General features: G+C 70.6%; 17 protein-coding genes and 1 tRNA gene. 11 read left to right on the top strand and 7 right to left on the bottom strand.

Annotation, left to right across the window (positions count from 1 at the left end):
* Positions 1-259: 259 nt before the first annotated feature.
* From AC6CQV_RS00515 to AC6CQV_RS00485, 7 genes are all read left to right on the top strand, one after another.
* On the top strand, positions 260-1831 hold the full coding sequence (locus AC6CQV_RS00515) for an amino acid permease (RefSeq protein WP_060960593.1): 1572 nt from the start codon (positions 260-262) through the stop codon (positions 1829-1831).
* 29 nt (positions 1832-1860) lie between these two features.
* A complete protein-coding gene (locus AC6CQV_RS00510; protein WP_498259973.1) occupies positions 1861-2490 on the top strand; it encodes a hypothetical protein in 630 nt (209 codons plus the stop codon).
* 93 nt (positions 2491-2583) lie between these two features.
* Complete coding sequence (locus AC6CQV_RS00505) at positions 2584-3192, top strand: copper resistance CopC family protein (protein ID WP_498259972.1); 609 nt, start codon at positions 2584-2586, stop codon at positions 3190-3192.
* Positions 3189-3773 (top strand): copper chaperone PCu(A)C, encoded by a 585-nt coding sequence (locus tag AC6CQV_RS00500; protein ID WP_498259971.1) that lies wholly within the window; start codon positions 3189-3191, stop codon positions 3771-3773. Before AC6CQV_RS00505 ends, AC6CQV_RS00500 begins: the two co-directional genes overlap by 4 nt.
* Entirely contained in the window at positions 3773-5002 is a 1230-nt protein-coding gene (locus AC6CQV_RS00495; RefSeq protein ID WP_498259970.1) for a Dyp-type peroxidase, read from the top strand. The genes AC6CQV_RS00500 and AC6CQV_RS00495 overlap by 1 nt, the downstream gene beginning before the upstream one ends.
* A gap of 148 nt (positions 5003-5150) precedes the next feature.
* Positions 5151-5798: a LuxR C-terminal-related transcriptional regulator gene (locus AC6CQV_RS00490; protein WP_101306957.1), complete on the top strand. Its 648-nt coding sequence runs from the start codon at positions 5151-5153 to the stop codon at positions 5796-5798.
* Complete coding sequence (locus tag AC6CQV_RS00485) at positions 5791-7935, top strand: DUF8320 family protein (RefSeq protein ID WP_498259969.1); 2145 nt, start codon at positions 5791-5793, stop codon at positions 7933-7935. Before AC6CQV_RS00490 ends, AC6CQV_RS00485 begins: the two co-directional genes overlap by 8 nt.
* Here the strand turns inward: AC6CQV_RS00485 and AC6CQV_RS00480 are convergent.
* Positions 7902-9449: a carbohydrate-binding protein gene (locus tag AC6CQV_RS00480; protein ID WP_498259968.1), complete on the bottom strand. Its 1548-nt coding sequence runs from the start codon at positions 9447-9449 to the stop codon at positions 7902-7904. The two genes, AC6CQV_RS00485 and AC6CQV_RS00480, sit on opposite strands and share 34 nt — an antisense overlap.
* On the bottom strand, positions 9446-11674 hold the full coding sequence (locus AC6CQV_RS00475) for a glycosyltransferase family 2 protein (RefSeq protein ID WP_498259967.1): 2229 nt from the start codon (positions 11672-11674) through the stop codon (positions 9446-9448). Before AC6CQV_RS00475 ends, AC6CQV_RS00480 begins: the two co-directional genes overlap by 4 nt.
* Positions 11675-11854: 180 nt before the next feature.
* Here AC6CQV_RS00475 and AC6CQV_RS00470 point away from each other — a divergent pair, with 180 nt between their 5' ends.
* Both AC6CQV_RS00470 and AC6CQV_RS00465 read left to right on the top strand, forming a co-directional pair.
* On the top strand, positions 11855-12241 hold the full coding sequence (locus tag AC6CQV_RS00470; RefSeq protein WP_498259966.1) for a hypothetical protein: 387 nt from the start codon (positions 11855-11857) through the stop codon (positions 12239-12241).
* A gap of 20 nt (positions 12242-12261) precedes the next feature.
* Entirely contained in the window at positions 12262-12843 is a 582-nt protein-coding gene (locus tag AC6CQV_RS00465) for a hypothetical protein (RefSeq protein ID WP_498259965.1), read from the top strand.
* A gap of 254 nt (positions 12844-13097) precedes the next feature.
* Here the strand turns inward: AC6CQV_RS00465 and AC6CQV_RS00460 are convergent, their stop codons facing one another.
* The 3 genes from AC6CQV_RS00460 to AC6CQV_RS00450 all read right to left on the bottom strand — a co-directional run bounded on the left by AC6CQV_RS00460 (position 13098) and on the right by AC6CQV_RS00450 (position 14600).
* The gene (locus AC6CQV_RS00460) at positions 13098-13700 is read right to left on the bottom strand and encodes a hypothetical protein (protein WP_498259964.1); all 603 of its coding nucleotides are present in this window, start codon (positions 13698-13700) and stop codon (positions 13098-13100) included.
* Between the two features lie 357 nt (positions 13701-14057).
* A complete protein-coding gene (locus AC6CQV_RS00455; protein ID WP_498259963.1) occupies positions 14058-14264 on the bottom strand; it encodes a helix-turn-helix transcriptional regulator in 207 nt (68 codons plus the stop codon).
* A 48-nt stretch (positions 14265-14312) separates the two neighbouring features.
* Positions 14313-14600 carry a hypothetical protein gene (locus AC6CQV_RS00450; protein WP_498259962.1) on the bottom strand — a complete coding sequence of 96 codons (288 nt, stop codon included), beginning with the start codon at positions 14598-14600 and terminating at the stop codon, positions 14313-14315.
* A 132-nt stretch (positions 14601-14732) separates the two neighbouring features.
* Between AC6CQV_RS00450 and AC6CQV_RS00445 the strand changes: the two genes are divergently transcribed.
* Positions 14733-15071: a tyrosine-type recombinase/integrase gene (locus tag AC6CQV_RS00445; protein WP_498259961.1), complete on the top strand. Its 339-nt coding sequence runs from the start codon at positions 14733-14735 to the stop codon at positions 15069-15071.
* A gap of 182 nt (positions 15072-15253) precedes the next feature.
* On the opposite strand, the gene AC6CQV_RS00440 is transcribed toward AC6CQV_RS00445, so the two are convergent.
* Positions 15254-15344, bottom strand: a tRNA-Ser gene (locus AC6CQV_RS00440).
* A 219-nt stretch (positions 15345-15563) separates the two neighbouring features.
* Here AC6CQV_RS00440 and AC6CQV_RS00435 point away from each other — a divergent pair.
* Entirely contained in the window at positions 15564-16961 is a 1398-nt protein-coding gene (locus tag AC6CQV_RS00435; RefSeq protein ID WP_498259960.1) for an MFS transporter, read from the top strand.
* On the opposite strand, the gene AC6CQV_RS00430 is transcribed toward AC6CQV_RS00435, so the two are convergent.
* Positions 16931-17632, bottom strand: coding sequence for a DUF899 domain-containing protein (locus AC6CQV_RS00430; protein ID WP_060960561.1), 702 nt, complete (start codon positions 17630-17632; stop codon positions 16931-16933). The genes AC6CQV_RS00435 and AC6CQV_RS00430 overlap by 31 nt on opposite strands.
* Positions 17633-17644 lie beyond the last annotated feature (12 nt).

The following is a 17644-nucleotide window of genomic DNA, read 5'->3' as shown; positions in this document are numbered from 1 at the left end:
ACGCCCCCACCCCACCGCCCCGGTCGTTGAGCGAGCGGCGCCGCCGCGAGTCGAAACGCCCCCACCGCCCCCCGGTCGTTGAGCGAGCGGCGCCGCCGCGAGTCGAAACGCCCCACCCACCCCACCTCCCGGTCGTTGAGCGAGCGGCGCAGCCGCGAGTCGAAACGCCCCCACCCCACCCTCGACCATCGGCTGGTTTTTCACGACACGCGTGGCCACGCGTCACGACACCGAAACGCACGGCATCCATGATTGCGGGATGACGCACAACGAGCCGACGTCCGGGCTGGACCCGGAGGACGCCCGCGAGAACGCGCGCGAGCTGACGGGCGATCGCACCGAAGCGGTGCAGGACTTCTCCAGCGAGGATGCGGGCTACCACAAGACCCTGCGCCCGCGACAGATCCAGATGATCGCGATCGGCGGCGCCATCGGCACCGGTCTGTTCATGGGCGCCGGCGGCCGTCTCGCCTCGAGCGGACCCTCGCTGATCCTGGTCTACGCTGTCTGCGGCTTCTTCGCGTTCCTCATCCTGCGCGCGCTCGGGGAGCTCGTGCTGCACCGCCCGTCGTCGGGGTCGTTCGTGTCCTACGCCCGCGAGTTCTACGGCGAGAAGCTCGCGTTCGGCGCCGGGTGGATGTACTTCCTCAACTGGGCGATGACCTCGATCGTCGACGTGACCGCGGCCGCCCTCTACGTCAAGTTCTGGGCGCAGTACTGGGAGCCGCTGCAGCAGATCCCGCAGTGGCTGATCGCCCTCGTGGCCCTGGTCGTCGTGCTGTCGCTGAACCTGGTGAGCGTCAAGCTCTTCGGCGAGATGGAGTTCTGGTTCGCCCTCATCAAGGTCGCGGCCCTCGTGATCTTCCTCATCGTCGGCACCTGCTTCCTGATCTTCGGCGGCGCGACGGATGTCGGGCCCACCGGCTTCAGCGTCATCTCGGACAACGGCGGTCTCTTCCCGATGGGTGTCGTCGCCCCCCTGCTGGCCATCTCCGGCGTGGTCTTCGCCTACGCGGCCATCGAACTCGTCGGCACGGCCGCCGGCGAGACGGAGAACCCCGAGAAGGTCATGCCGAAGGCGATCAACACGGTCGTCATCCGCATCGCCGTCTTCTACGTCGGCTCGATCCTGCTGCTGTCGCTGCTGCTGCCGTTCGGCACTTACGAGGCCGGGCAGTCGCCGTTCGTCACCTTCTTCTCGCACATCGGCTCGCCGCAGACCGGCGCGATCGCCGGCTCGGTCATGAACTTCGTCGTCCTCACGGCGGCGCTGTCGAGCCTCAACGCGGGCCTGTACTCGACGGGCCGCATCCTGCGCTCGATGTCGGTCAACGGGTCGGCGCCGGCGTTCACCGCGGCGATGAGCCGAAACGGCGTGCCGTACGGCGGCATCCTGCTGACGGCCGTGATCACGCTCGCGGGCGTCGGCATCAACGCGCTCTGGCCGTCGCAGGCGTTCGAGATCGTGCTGGAGGTGTCGGCCCTCGGCATCATCGGCGGGTGGGCGACGATCATCCTCTGCCAGCTCAAGCTCGTGAAGTGGGCGAAGGAGGGCAGGCTCCAGCGGCCGTCGTTCCGCCTGTTCGGGGCGCCGTACACGTCGTACCTGACGCTCGCGTTCCTCTTCTTCGTGCTCGTGACGATGGGCTTCTCGGAGACGGGACGGTGGGTGCTCGCCTCGCTGATCGTGCTGATCCCGGCGCTGATCATCGGCTGGTTCGCCGCCCGCGGCAAGATCCAGGCGGCCGTCGCCGCGCGCGAGGGCTACACCGGCACCCATCCGGTGATCGCCGAGCGCCAGGCGACGGAAGCGGCCAAGCGGCGACGCTGAGCACCGGCACGACCTGGCAGACTGGGCGCATGCGACGCTCCCGGACTCCGCGCGTCGCGCGGGGTGCCGTCGTCGCCTCCGTCGCGACGTTCACGGCGCTCGTGTCGCACGTCGTCGCCGGCGGGTCGGTTCCCGGACCGCTCGGGATCGTCGCCCCGTGGATGCTGGCGCTCATGGTGTCGACGCTCCTCGCCGGCCGGACGCTCTCCGCGCTGCGGCTCGGGCTGAGCGTCGTGGCGAGCCAGCTGCTGTTCCACACCCTGTTCGTGATGGGCGCCCCCGCCTCGGGCGCCGCCTCGGCGATCTCGCACCACGATCACGGTGCGATGGCGATGTCCGCGGATGCCGTCACCACCACGTCTGCGAGCGCACTCGTGTCGGCGCTGTGCGCCGACCCGCTGATGTGGGCGCTGCACGCGGCGGCCGCACTCGTCACGACCGCTGCGCTGTACCGCGGCGAGCGCACCGTCCGCGCTCTGCTGCAGCTGGCCCGTGACATCCGCGCCTGGGCCCGCCGCGCGGTCGCGCGGGCCCGTACCGTCATCGCCCGTCCCGTTCCCGCCGCCCGTGCGGCCGACGCGGTCGCCTGGAGGGTGCGCCCCGCCGCGCACGTCGTCGACGGTCGCCGCCGCGGACCCCCGCTCGCCCCCGCGCTCTGATCCCTGTCCCCGCCCGCGACGCGATGTCCGGGCGCGGATCCGCTGTGCGCTCGCACCTGCGTCGTGAGCGCGCGATCGATCGGTGGTCGTTCCATGTCGTCTTCCCGTTTCCGCACCCGTCTTCGCACGCTGCTGCTCGCCGTGGCCCTCGCCGGCACGTCGGTGCTCGTCACCGCCCTGCCCGCGGCGGCCCACGATGAGCTGCTCGGCAGCACCCCGGCATCCGGGGAGGCGCTCACCGTCGCCCCGGCGGAGGTGACGCTCACCTTCTCGGCCGACGTGCTGACGATCGGCGCCGCCGTGATCGTCGCAGACGGAGCGGACCGCGACTGGGTCGCCGACGCCCCCGTCGTGCGCGACGGCACGGTGACGGTGAGCCTCGACCCGCAGCTGCCGACCGGCGGTTACGAGATCCGCTGGCGTGTCGTCTCGCAGGACGGGCATCCGATCAGCGGGATCATCCCGTTCACGGTCGGCGGCGCCGAGCCGTTGACGCGGACGCCGGCGGCCACGACCCCGTCGACATCGACGGATGCCGGAACGGCCGCGGACGCACAGGACACCACCGCACAGGATCAGGGCGCACGAGAGGACCAGGGGATCATCCGGATCCTGCTGGTCGGCGCGGGCGGGGCGATCATCGCCGTCGCCGCCTACGCCGCTTTCCACTTCCTCCGCCGAAAGAAAGGCACCTCCTCGTGAGCATCCACACCACCACCCGCACCCGCCTGAGCGTCGCCGCCCGCGCCGGCGCTCTCCTGAGCGTCGGCCTCCTGGCCTTCGCGGGCTGCGCCAGCACGAGCTCCTCCGCCGGATCGACGCCGTCCGCCTCGGCGACGAGCGCCGACGCCGGCGCCGCCGTGACGATCTCCGACGCCTGGGTCAAGGCTGCCGACTCCGGCATGTCCGCCGCCTTCGGCACCCTCCGCAACGACTCGTCCGCGCCAATCACCCTCGTGTCGGCGACCTCCCCGGCCTCCTCCATGCTGCAGCTGCACGAGACCGTCTCCGACGCCTCGGGCGCGATGGTCATGAAGGAGAAGGACGGCGGTTTCGTGATTCCGGCCGGCGGTGAGCTCGTGCTGCAGCCGGGCGGCAACCACATCATGCTGATGGACCTGACCGCGCCGCTGAAGGCGGGTGAGGAGACCCGCTTCACGCTGACGTTCTCCGACGGTTCCACGGCGGCGTTCTCGGCCCCGGTCAAGGACTACTCCGGTGCCAACGAGACCTACCAGGGCGGCGAGATGGACATGAGCCCGAGCCCCACGCCGAGCAACTGATGGCCGCGCCCGACACGGGCGCGGGTCGATCGGCGTCGACCCGGCGGCAGTTCCTCCTCGGAGGAGCTGTCGCCGGCGTCGGCGCCGCCGCCGCCATCGGCATCGACCTCGCCCTCACCCCGTCTCCCGACGCGGCCGCGCCGGCCGCGGCATCCGTCCCGCTCAACGGCACCGAGATCGTGCCGTTCCACGGCGTCCACCAGGCGGGCGTCGACACCGACGCGCAGGCGCACGGGACGTTCGTCGCGCTCGACCTGCACGCCGATGTCGACCGCGACGACCTGCGCCGCCTCCTGCGCGTGCTGAGCGATGACGCCGAGCGGCTGACGCAGGGGCGGCCGGCCCTGGCCGACTCCGAACCGGAGCTGGCCGCGGCGCCCGCCCGCCTCACCGTGACGTTCGCGTTCGGACCCGGGCTCGTCTCCCGGGCGCAGGGAGCCGCGCCGAGCTGGCTGCGACCGCTGCCCGCGTTCGGCATCGATCGCCTCCGCGACGAGTTCAGCCACGGCGACCTGCTGCTGCAGATCGCCGGCGACGACCCGCTGACGGTCGCCCATGCGACGCGGATGCTCCTGAAGGACGCCCGCAGCTTCGCCGAGGTGCGCTGGACGCAGCAGGGGTTCCGCCGCGCCTACGGCACGGTCGCGCCGGGCACGACCATGCGCAACCTCTTCGGCCAGGTCGACGGCACCGCGAACCCTCAGCCCGGAACCGGGCACTTCGACGAGGTCGTCTGGTCGGATGCGGGGTGGATGGCCGGCGGGACGGGCATGGTCATCCGCCGCATCCACATGGACCTCGACAAATGGGACAGGCTCGACCGCCCGGGACGCGAGGACTCCGTCGGGCGCACGCTGTCCAACGGCGCTCCGCTCACCGGTGCGGCCGAGCACGACGAGCCCGACTTCGATGCGAAGACCCCGGTCGGCTTCCCCGTGATCCCGGAGTTCTCGCACCTGCGCCGCTCGCGGCCCGATGATGCGAGACAGCGGATCTTCCGTCGCGGCTACAACTACGACGAGCGTCCGGACGGCGGGCAGGTGTCCGACTCGGGGCTGATCTTCGTGTCGTTCCAGGCCGACGTCGACGCCCAGTTCGTTCCCATCCAGCGGCGGCTGGACGAGCTCGACCTGCTCAACGAGTGGACGACGCCGATCGGCTCGGCGGTGTTCGCCGTCCCACCCGGGTGCCGGCCGGGCGGGTACATCGGGGAGACGCTGCTGGCGTGACGATGCCGGCCGACGGCAGCCGGGCGGGCGCGCCGGTAATAATGCGGAGTCGACGGCGCGCACGGCGAATCCTGCCCCTATCCTGGAGCGGCGCGAGGTGCGGCACGTCCACCGCCGGGGGGCCGGCTCGAAGAGAGGTGTCCTGGGGATGGTGGATGCGGCATCCGTCGCCGTCGTCGACGACCACGAACTCGTCGCGATGGCGGTGCAGAACCTCCTCGCCGCGACGCCCGAGGTCAGCTTCGTCGGTCACGCCCGCACCGTCGACGAGCTGGTGCGCCACCCGCGACGTGCCGAACTGGTCCTGCTCGATCTGAGCCTGCGCGACGGATCGCATCCGGCGGACAACGTCGCGGCGCTGCGCCGCTGGGGCGCCCAGGTTCTCGTGCTGACCTCCGGCGAGGATCCGTACCTCGTGCGCGCCGCGTCGCGCGCCGACATCCGCGGCGTCGTGAGGAAGTCCGCGCCGTCGGCGGGGCTGCTCACCGCGATCGTGTCGGCGTCGCGCGGCGAGCACGTCTCGACGGCGGAATGGGCCTCGGCGCTGGACACCGATCCTCTGCTCGAGGGCGCCCCGCTCACCGCACGCGAGCGCGAGGTCCTGGCGCTGTACGCGTCGGGGCTCGGCGCGCGGGACGTCGCGACACGGCTGTTCATCTCCGAGAACACCGTCAACGATCACCTTCGCCGCATCCGCTCCGTCTACCATCAGCTGGGCCGCCCGGCGGCGACGAAGGTCGAGCTGTATCAGCGGGGCCTCGAAGACGGCTACGTGCCGGTACCGCGGCGTGAGTGACGCGGATGCCGCCGAGCGCGCCGCTCGGCGGGTGCTGCTGGCGACCAGCGGCGCGATGGTGGCGGCGGTCGGCACGTTCAACCTGACCGTCGTGGCCCGCGAACACCCCGTCCTTCCCCTCTGGTATCTGATCATCGTGGTCGCCGCCACGGCCATCACCATCGTCGGCGGGGCGCTCTCCCCCCTGCTGGGCACCCGGATGCTGCGCCGCACGGCCGGCGCTGCGACGATCCTGTTCTGGGCCGCGGTCATCCTGTTCGCCCCGGCGGCGGCGACGTCGGAGGTGGAGCGGATGCCGTGGGTGCTGACGGCATCCAGCGCCGCCACCGCCTGCGCGCTCGTCGCCTTCGGCCCGCGTGCGGGGTGGGCCACGCTGGCGATCGGGACTCTCGCGGGGGCGACGTACCGTCTCACGTTCGGGGGCTTCGATCTGGACGGAATCGTCAACGACTCGCACGCGCTGCTGACCGCGGCCGTGGTCTGCGTGCTCGGCGGCCACGTGCTGTCGGTCGGCGCCGGCCTGGACACCGCCGCAGCGGAGCGCCGGGCCGCCGCGGCCCGCGAGTCGGCCGAGCGGGGTCGCCTGGCGGCGCGGACGCACGCAGCCGCCCTCGTCCACGACGAGGTGCTGGCGACGCTCGTGCTGGCCGCCTCCGAGCTCCCGGTTCCGCTCGATCGCCTCGCCGTCCAGGCGCGGCGGGCGGCGGGGATGGTCACGTCGCTCGTCGACGACGGCGCGCGCGAGCCTCTCCCGCTGGATGCCGAGCTGGTCGTGGAGACCCGCCGGCAGGGTGCGGAGCTGACCTGCGACATCGAAGGTCCCCTCCTCCTCGACGACGGTGCGACCACGGCGATGCTGGGGGCGACGCGTCAGGCGCTGACGAACGCGGCCCGGCATGCACCGCTGGCGCGGCGGCAGGTCCATCTCCGTTCCCGCGACGACGACGTCCGCATCGACATCGTCGATGACGGCCCCGGCTTCGAGCTGGCCCGGATCGACGACGACCGCCTCGGCATCCGCCAGAGCATCGTCGCGCGCATGGAACGCGTTCCCGGCGGCGCCGCCGAGATCGTCTCCACACGAGGAGTCGGCACGCGCGTCACGCTGCGGTACGCGCCGCCCGCGCCGGGCGTCCAGATGGCGGCGGTCACCGACTCCGCGGCGCTGCGACGCGGTGTGACCCGCATCGGGGTGGACTACGTCGTGCTGCAGTCGTTGTGCGCGATGGCGGCGACGGTCGTGGCGCCGCACACGTGGGCGCTGCAGGTGGCGGCACTGGCGGCGATCCTGGTCACCGCCGAGCTGCTGCGCCGCTCCCTGCCCGCCGAGCCGTCGTGGGGCCGGTCGATCGGCGTCGTCGGGCTCGTGGTCGGTGGCACACTCGGCACCGTCGCGGTCGCCCCGCTGACCTACGGCACCCTGTGGCCGGTGATGGCGCTGTCCTTCCTGCTCGTGCCGCTGGCTCTGCGAGGGCGCGGGGGCACGGCGCTCGTCGGCGCCGCCCTGGTCGTCGGTGTCCTGATCGCCGCGGGAGCCGCTCAGGGCGTCGCCCCCGGCCAGATCCTCCAGCTGATCACCCGCCCCGGACTCGTCGTCGGCGTCGCCGTCCTGATGCTGCACGTCATCGCGCGCATGCAGCGGGGCATCGTCGTCCTGCACCACGAGGCCGTCGCCGCCGCGGAACGGCAGAGCTGGTCGATGTCGGCACGTGCGGAGCTGCGCGAGCACGCCGACGATCTCGCCGCCTCCGTCGTGCCCCTGCTGAACCGCATCGCCGAAGGGCGGTCGCCCTCACCCGAGGAGCGGCGCGCCTATGCGGCGCAAGAGGGCCGACTGCGCGACGACCTGCGCGCCGGCGCGCTGGCGCGTGAGCCGCTGCGCAGCGCCGTCGCGGCCGCGCGCGCCCGCGGCGTCGACGTGGTCCTGCTCGACGACAGCGGCGCCGCCGCCGACGACGGGATCGATGCGGCCGTGGGGTGGATGGCCGAGAGCATCTCCGATGCGCGCCGGCACGTCGTCGGACGCTTGCATCCGGACGGACGAGCCGTGCGGGCGACCATCGCGATCGACGGCCGCCCGCACGTGTTCGATGCCGTCAGCGGTCACGACCCGTCGAGGAGCTTCCACGGCGAGTAGTCGTGATCGAGCACCGACCGATCGGGACGCTGTCCCTGCGACCACCAGCGCGCCTCGTACCCGCTGCCGTCGTACAGGACGCGATCGCCCTGGTTGTAGAGGCCGGTGGCAGACCATTCCGGGTAGGTGCCCTCCGGCAGCTGCGGCAGGGTGAACGGGCGGTCGCTCGAGAGCACGGGACCCACGTAGGTCCACGCGGATGCCGCGGCATCCAACGAGGGATCATCGGGCTGGGGGCCGTCCTCGTTCCACCACTTGGACACGTAGACCGAGCCCCGCCAGACCACGAACACCCCTGCCGAGTAGAACGACTGCGACGTCCACAGCGGGAAGGGGCTGGTGGCGGCGTCGTCGGGGACGATCGGACCGTCGTGCGGGGTGAGGGGCTCGCCCGACGGCGTGCCCGTGTGCCCGTCGGCGAGGATGCCGGCGAAGCTCACGCCGGCCTGATCGACGCCGCTGCACAGGGGCGAGACCCGATGCACGAGCGGGTAGTTCGATCCGCAGGTGCGGTCGCGGTTGAGGGACCACATCGACATCCTCGCGATGCCCTGCGCGGTGGCGTAGTCGGCGAGCGCCCGGGCGTCATCGAGCGTGAAGACCTCGCGCTCGATGTCGCTCTGACCGATCATCGGGGTCGCTCCCAGCAACGCCCGCGCTCCGCCCGGCGGCAGGGTGCGCCCGTGGGCGCCCCACAGGTCGGTGACCTGCCGGGCGGTGGCGTCCAACGCGCTGATCGCGAGCGACGACGTGGAGGCGGCGTGATCGTCGGCGTTGAAGTCCATCGTCATGGCGTTGACGCCCGCGATCTCGACTCCCCCGTCGAGCATCGCCGAGACCTGCGCGGACCCCTGGGCGGTGAGACCGTCGGGCGCCACGGGCAGCGTGAGCCACACCTGCAACGACGCGCCCTCCGCGCTCCGCTGCTTCTGCAGCTGTGCGAGCGCCGCGGCACGTCGTGCCGTCGCCGCCGCGTCGTCGAGAGCATCCCCTTCGATGTCGAGGTCGACGGTGTCGATGCCGTACCGGTCGAGCACGGTGCGATACGCCGTCGCCAGGGCGTCGACCGTCGCACACGCGGAGGCCAGCTCGGTGTTGAGGGCCCCTCCGAACGACACGGCGAGCGCGCGTCCCTCGCGCTGCATCCGCTCGACGCGACGATCGAGCTGGAACCGCTGGGCGGCGTCGTCGAGCGTGTACGTGCGTCCCCACGTGGGCGTGCAGTCGTCGTCACCCGCGGCGACGACGAAGGCGAGGACCAGCCCCCCGGGGGCATCGTCCATCGTGCTGCGCGACAGCTCGTCGCCGGATTCGAGCGTCACGTCGTAGTACGGCGCGAACCAGCGGTGGGCGGCGTCGGCACCGGCCACCGCCGGCGGCAACGTCGGAACGAGGGCGGCCGCGGTCGCGCCGAGTCCCAGCGTGACGACCACGGCCATGCTGAGGGCGAGGCGCCCGAACGAGAGCTGCCGTCCGGCGAAACGCGAACGCCGGGGCGCGTGCACCGGGCTCATGAGAGTGCTCCGATCGCGTCCAGCGGCCCGTCGTCGAGGACCGCAGCCCACCGCGGAGAGGAGGCGACCGCGGGAACGGCGGCGTCCCTCTTTTCCACCCAGATCCAGTCCATCCACGCGAACCAGAGATCGGATGCCGTGGCACGCACGCCGATGAGACGCACGATGGCCCACAGCGTCGCGATCGTGGTGAACGCCGCGAAGACCGCGGTGCCCCATGCTCCCGCCATCGCGGCGCGCACGCCGACGGCGCCCGCCACGAGCACCAGCGCCAGGGGCGCCACGAGGAAGAAGGCCGGAACGCGGGTGCGCGACGACACTTTCGGCGTCCGCGCGAACTGCGCCTTGCGGCCGGTCAGGACCTGCAGCACCGACGCCGCACTGCCGGCGAGATTGACGGGCAGGAGCAGGAGGTTGAGTCCGTAGATGGCGACGACGTCGCGCCGATGGTAGCCGAGCATGCGCAGATCCGACGCCATCTCGACGAAGTAGGGCAACGCGATCAGCATGAGCAGGATGGTGACCAGCTGCCCGTCCATCGGGTACAGAGTGAGCACCGCGAGCAGGCCCACCGTGACCCAGGAGATCGAACCGAGGTAGTTCAGTCGGAGCAGCCGCTCGGCGACCCGCATCGGCTCGCCGACGCGGCGACGGCGAGCGGCCAGGGCGCGCAGGGCGGGGATGATCAGCAGCCCGCCGTCCGCCCAGCGGCGACGCTGGATGACGAGGGAGCCGAAGTCGGGCGGTGTGGCGCTGTAGCTGAGGCGCTCCGGGTAGTTCATCAGCGTCCAGCCGTGCTCGGCGATGTCGATGCTCGACTCGGTGTCCTCGATGGCCGTCCGGTCGGAGATGTACCGCACGATGCGCGTGCCGTCTTCCACCGACTCGCGTCGCAGCGAGGCCAGGGCCTGCCAGCGCAGCACGGCGTTCGCGCCCACCCAGAACGTCGCCCCGAACGCCGTGAGTCCCTGGTGCACGATGTGCTGCAGGTCGGTCGTCGCCCCGGCGATACGTTCGAGCCGGGTCGGAGCCCCGCGGTAGGCCGAGTAGGGCGTCTGGGCGACCGCGACGCGCGCGTTCTCCGGTTGCTCGAGGGTGTGGACCAGCGTCGCGCAGTACCCGGGCAGCAGCATCGAGTCGGCGTCCAGGGTCAGCACGTAGTCGGGTTCAGCCACCTCGAGGGTGCTGCGCCCTGCGCCGGCATCCTCGAGGACCCGCTGACCGCCCACCCATCGCTCCCGGTAGCGACCGCCGATCAGGCCGAGGTACGCGTTCAGGTTCATGGCCTTGTTGGACACGTGCGACAACGAGGCGTAGCGCCGCCGCTCGAAGGTGGAGGCGTCCACACCGAAGATCCGCACGAGGCGGCTGACGAGCTGATGCGCACGCGCGAGCGTCAGCGGCGCCGCCCCGCTCTCCGCGGCTTCGAGCAGCGCCGCGGCCGTGGCCTCGAGATCGGATGCCAGGCGCCGCAGCACCTGCTCGACGAAGAAGACCTCGACGTGCGTCCGGGTCGGCGCCTCCTCGGCGCGTGCGTGCAGCCACTGCGCGCACGCCGCATGCTCACGCATCACGAGCTCCGTCGCCGCGGCCGCGGAGAGTTCGCCCGCGCGGATGCGGGCGGCGGCGGCATCCACGCGCTCGAAGACCGGACGCAGTGCGGCATCCAGCTCTCCCGTCAGGGCGCGGCATCCCTCCAGCCCGGCGCGCGCCGCGTCGTCGGCGGGGTCGGGGTCGTCGTCCAGCAGCAGCACGACGTCGAGCCGCGGAAACTCCTGCAACGCGACGGACCAGAGCGCCATCCGCACGAGGTCGGGATCCTCGCGTCGAGAGGGCAGCAGAGCGGTCAGCAGGGGTTCGTGATCGAAGAAGTGCTCGTCGATCGTGATGCGGCGGGGGCGGCGATGATCCGCGAGCCGAGGAAGGGCGCCCGCCCGCGCGAGCAGATACATGCAGGCCGAGAACGTGAGCGCGGTCACGGAGACGAGGAACAGCGTCGTGGCCAGGAGCTGGGTGGAGTCGACGAGCGCACCGCCGCGAGAGAGGGTGACGATGACCGTCGTGAGGTAGAGCATCCACAGCACCACGCAGGAGATCAGGGCGATCCGCGACCGCGCGATGCGGGCCGTGGAGGGCCGTGTGTGCTGCGCCGGCTGCGGTGTCGCGTCGCGATCGGTGCCGCGCTGGCGGCGGCGGGCTCGGGTGACGGCGGTGTCTGAAGTCATTGTCGACGTTCCTTCGACGGGGGAGTCCGCGGCGTCGGGTCGCCGCGGCGACGTGCCCGACACGTCCCAGGTCGGTCACGGTAGGGCCATCGTGCCGGGCGCGGCCGTCTCGTAGCGGCCGTTTCAGCCACCGGAATCGGTGGTTCTGCGTCGCACCCGGACACCCGATAAGGTCAGGCCATGTCGATCCCTCCGGATGCCGTCGACGGCATGCCTCGCACCGCCGCACCGACTCCGCCGGCCGTCGCCACGGACGCCTACCGCACGTTCGGCATCGTCGGATTCGTGCTGTCGTTCTTCGTCGTCCTCAATGTGGCCGGCCTCGTGATCAGCATCATCGCCCTGGTCGGCTCTCGTCGGAACGGCCACCGCAACGGGTTCGCGCTCGCGGGCGTGGTCATCGCGGGCATCGGGGTCGCCGTGGCACTGGTGATCCTGTTCGTGATCGGCGCCACGCTCGTGGATGCGGCGCAGACCTGTGCACGCCTCGGGGAGGGCGTGCACACCGTCGGCCCCGCGACGTACACCTGCGGACCCGGCTCCTTCTACGTCCGCTACGGCGGCTGACCGGCAGCCGACGACGAACGGTGGACAGTCCTGGCGTTCTGCCCGCGCGACGTGACAGCGGGATGCCGCGACGACGGCGATGGGGTTCGTGGCGACGGTGGGGCCAGATCGCGTTCTACGTCGTCGGCGGCCTCCTGACCATCGCTCTCGTCGCGCTCCTGATCGCCAGTGCGATCGATGTCGGAAAGCCGCTGATCTGGGGAACGTTCACGCAGACCGATTGCACGCCACAGCTGCGCGGCGCCTGCCGCCCCGTCGGCATATGGATCAGCGACGACCGCACCATCGTCCTGCACGACGTGGATCTGGACGGTTGGACCGACGATACGGGGATTGCCCCAGCCGCCTACCGGCCTACTGCACTGCTCGGCTCCGATGTGGTCCACGCGCCCGCGTTCTCCGCGGCCGGGCCGTGGGCGACGGGGGTCCTTCTGATCGGGTGGGTGGCGTACATGCTCTACAAGGCTGGGCGTTGGGGTGATCTTTCCTTCCCCCGCCGTCGACGCCTCCGCACGCGTCGCGAGACGGAGAGGCGGCGACGCGCGCCCGACGCCGCAGGATCGCTCCGGCGCGATTATCGACGCTCACTCGACACGCGATGAGCACAGAGAAGGCGCGCGGCGGAGCCTGACGCTGCCGCCGGATTCGTCATCCCCACGCGCAGATCAGCCCCGCTCGAAAGCGGGGCTGATCTGGCAAAGCTGGCGGTGACGGTGGGATTTGAACCCCCATGACCACCGCATCGTGGCGTGGGCGCCGGTGAGCACCGCGTGATTACGCGCGTTTTCGGTCACGATGGCGAGACTCAGTCACAACCTTCTCCGCGGACTGTTGCCACCGCGTTGCCACGCGCGTGTCACCAATCCTTGATGACAGCTCCCGCCGTCACGAATGCAACGCCTTCCATCGCCCTCGGTGATTCCGCGAGGTGGATGCGGCTGAAACCGGCTGGCTCGTAGAGCTTCGTGAAGACCTCTTCACGCGCGTCTACAACGACGAACCGGCCGGCGACGTACCTGCGGGCTAGCGAGATGACGGCCTTCGCTTCATCAAGGATGACCGACCCCGGAAGCTGCGCTGACGTGTACTCGTCTGATCGAGCCAGCTCCGCGATGCTGTATGCACCAGTCTGATCGAGGCTGACGTTCCCCATGAGCTTCTTACGCATGCTCGCCGACGCCTTCTCGAGGTTCAGCGCTGTCATCCCGACAGTGAAGAATGCGGCGACGTCGACCGTGTCGTGACGAGGTGTGACAAGGACGTACGTACGGCTGTGTCCGTGGTCCTCCCACTTCCGGACACCGCCCCGGGCGAAGGCTTGTAGATGATCTGACTTGGCGCAGTTGAACGTCTTCAAGCGCTCGTCGATCACAGCGGCTAGTAGCGCGTACTTCTCTTGCCGAACGTCAGCAAGAGCAAACACGTCGTACTCGATCCGCTGAGCGGCGTCCCCTGACACCTCAGGAGCTCAAGAGTGCGCGCGAACGAGCCGCTCTAGAGCTGAGAGCCTGTCATCGGCGCTACCGGCCTCGCGCAGGCGCGACGAAAACCCGGGAGACGCCACCGGGGCGCTTCCTTGGGCTGCCATGGCAAGCAACTGGCGAACGCCATCGTCCGAAAGAACGTATGCGCTGCCGAGGGCTTCCGAAGCCATTCCGATCTCCGTCTCGATTGGCCAGGACAGTGGGTCGAGGCTGTGCTCGCGGCTGGTGCGTGTACCGCTAGCTGCAAGGAATCTAGCACGTGAACCTGAGAATTAAACAGATCGAACAAAGCCGAAAATTAACGAGGAACTGACGTGGAGATCTAGACGATGCTACGACTGATCGCGCGTCGTCACCGTCGACTCCCGCACCCACGCGCGCACATCCGCCTCGGTGTAGACCACAGTCTTCGGCGTCCGCTTGCTGCACCGCGGCCCCTGACGCCTCCCCCGCAAGTACTCCAGGCGACGCTCCGTCATCCCGGGGATCAGCTCGCACACCTGCGCCGGCGACAAGTAGACCGTCTTGTGTTCATTCATCCGACCAGCATCGCGGCAACCAGTGGACGAGCCCCGGTCGGCGTCGCGCTAGAACCCCACCGTCAGCGGGTTAGGCCCATCCTCAGGACTACGAGGAACGGACGCCGGAAGAGGAGGGACGGGTGATCCGCTCGGCTCTTGCTCGACAGTTCCGCCTGCGAAAACGTCCGCGAGCATCTCGTAGATGGCGTCCGCGAGCTCGTCCTCACTGCCGTGCGTCTCGCTGATCAAGCGGACGACCTCGACGAGAATCTCGGTCTTCCCGCTTCGATCGGGTCCGAGAACCTCGGCGTCCCGTTCGATCAGCTTCGCGAGTACGTCGTACTTCGTTGCCATGCTGTTCCTCCCAGCCCCACCAGGTGCAGCTCTCCTGCCCGACGATCGTACCGACCGGAGCGGCGCTGCGCGCCTATCTGTTAGGTACCCGAGAGTGCGCCCCTACTCGGACTCTGTGCCGGGGTTGAAGCCGTGAAGACCCACGAGACCAGGTCGGTCCCTTACCCCGAGTTCCTGGCGCTGCCGATCGCGAAGCTCTGCGAAGGGAGGAGCCGAGACGATCTGCTGTTCGGCGACGGCCGCCTCCGCATGCGTCTTCCGAACAGCCGAGACGGGTGGTTCGCGGCCGCCGTGCGTCGCGTCCTCGACGAAGAGGCCAAGACCGCTGCGGAGGCGAAGGCTCGAGGCGAGGAGGAGCCGCCTCGGATGCCGCGCGTGACTCCTCACGATCTGCGCCACACCGCTGCGAGCCTGGCGATCAGCGCCGGCGCGAACGTCAAGGCGGTGCAGCGGATGCTCGGGCACGCGTAGGCGAGCATGACCCTCGAAACGTACGCGGACCTGTTCGACGACGATCTCGACGGCGTCGCGACCGCTCTCGACGCGGCTCACCGTGCAGCAGTTGTTGTCAAAGCGTTGCCACGGAGCGAATCCGGGGAATGAAGAAACCCCCGCGATCCCAGTGTTTCCAGGGGATCTGCGGGGGTTCTCCGTGGCGGTGACGGTGGGATTTGAACCCACGGTAGGGGGTTACCCTACACAACTTTTCGAGAGTTGCACCTTCGGCCGCTCGGACACGTCACCGCCGTATAGCTTACGACACTCCGCGGGGCGCCGCGAACCGAGGAGATGTCGGATGCCGAGGAGCCCGGCGACCGGAAAGCTCCTCAGATCGCGTCATCTCCTCGGAAACGAGACGGTGGGTGTGGCCGGCGACGGCCGCGGCATCCCGAGCGGCCCTGTCCACCCCCTTCTCGATGTCCGTGCCGCGCCCTAGCGTGAGGACATGACCGAGCGGACACCGTGGCAGACAAGCTGAGCCCCCCGCAGCGACTGGTGCTGGCGATCGCGATCCTCGGCTCGTTCGTGGCGTTCCTCGACGGCACCATCGTCAACGTGGCGCTGCCGGCCATCGCGCGCGACCTGGGCGGCGGCCTGTCCACGCAGCAGTGGACCGTCGACGCGTATCTGGTCACCCTCGGCGCGCTCATCCTCGTCGCGGGCGCCGTCAGCGACGCGTTCGGTCGCATCCTCGTGCTGCGCATCGGCCTCATCGGCTTCGGCATCGCCTCGGTCGCCGTCGCCCTGTCCCCCTCCCCCGAGCTGCTCGTCGCGGCGCGCGCGGTGCAGGGCGCGGCGGGGGCGTTCCTCGTCCCGAGCTCGCTCGCGCTCATCACCGCCACGATGCATGAGCCGCTGCGCTCCCGCGCGATCGGCATCTGGACGGCATCCACCACCGCAGCCATGATCGTGGGCCCCCTGGTCGGAGGGCTGATCGTCGACAACTCCTCGTGGCGATGGGCGTTCGGGATCAACCTCCTGCCCATCGCCGTCGCCCTGTGGCTGCTCACCCGACTCGACCACCGCGACGAGCGCCGCGCCGGCGCCCACGTCGATGTGCTCGGGGCGATCATGTGCACCCTCGGCCTCGGCGCGGCGGTGTTCGCGCTCATCGAGCAGCCCCACCTCGGCTGGACCTCACCGGCGATCTGGATGCCGGGGCTCGCCGGGCTGGTCCTGCTCGCCGCGTTCGTGTGGCGCCAGCGTCACGTTCCCGATCCGATCCTGCCCCTCGACCTCTTCCGCAGCCGCAACTTCTCCGCCGGCAACCTCTCGACTCTCTTCATCTATGCCGCCCTGTCGCTCAACGGCTTCGTGCTCGCGATCTATCTGCAGCAGGGCGCGGGTCTCAGCGCCACCCTCGCCGGACTCGCGAGCCTGCCGACGACACTGCTCATGATCGCCCTGAGCGCACGCATCGGCGCCCTCGTCGGCCGGTGGGGACCCCGGCTGTTCATGACCGCGGGCCCGCTGATCATGGCCGGCGGCGCCCTGCTCCTGCTCCTCGTCGCCGACGACTTCGACTACTGGTGGCAGGTGCTGCCGGGGATGATCGTGTTCGGTCTGGGACTCGCGCTCACGGTGTCGCCGCTGACGTCCACGATCCTCGGCGCGACCGACCCCGACCGCTCTGGCATCGCCTCGGCCGTCAACAACGCCGTCGCCCGCGTCGCGGGACTCCTCCCGATCGCCGCACTGGCGGCCATCACGGGCGGAACCCTCGATCTCGCGGGCTTCCACCGCGCGGCGATCACGACGGCCGCACTCCTCGTCGTCGGCGGCCTCGTCGCGCTCGGCGGCATCCGCAATCCGTCCTCCGCCGGACGGGATCAGCCCGCGGCCGATCCTCCCGGCCCGTAGAGCGCCGCGATACCGGGAGAGCCGATACCGCCCTCGTACGTCGGATGCTGCGGCCACCCGTGCGGCGAATCCTCCCAGGCCTCCTGACGCCCGTACGGCAGCACGTCGACGAGCCCGTGGAGGTGCCCGAGCTGCTCCGTACCGCGACCGTCGGTGTGCCAGGTGCGGTAGACCGTGTCGCCGTCGCGCAGGAACACGTTGACGGCGAACCCCGCATCGGGTGGCGCCCCCATGTCGGCTCCGAACGGGCTGTGCGCCGTGGAGTACCAGTCCATGCGGTTGCCGACGCGCTCCCGGTAGGCGAGCGCCTCGTCGATCGGCCCCTGCGTCACGATGACGAACCGCGCGTCGTAGTCGTCGAGGAACTCGAGCCGCGTGAACTGGGCCGTCCAGCTCGTGCAGCCCGGACATTGCCACTGCTTCCCGTCCGCCCACATGTGGCTGTAGACGATCAGCTGCGGCTTGTCGCCGAAGACGTCCGCGAGTCGCACGGGGCCGTCGGGCCCTTCGAGCACATAGTCCGGCAGCTCGACCATCGGCAGCCGGCGTCGCTGCGCGGCGATCGCGTCGAGCTCGCGGGTGGCGGCCTTCTCGCGTACGCGGAGGGCATCGAGTTCGCGTCGCCAGGTGTCGGCGTCGACGACAGGGGGCAGGGCCGGGGCATCCGTCATGCCGCCCATCGT

The sequence above is a fragment of the Microbacterium sp. EG9 genome (assembly GCF_059759475.1).
Note: the sequence above shows the minus strand (reverse complement) of the source record. Positions and strands in the feature narration are given on the sequence as shown.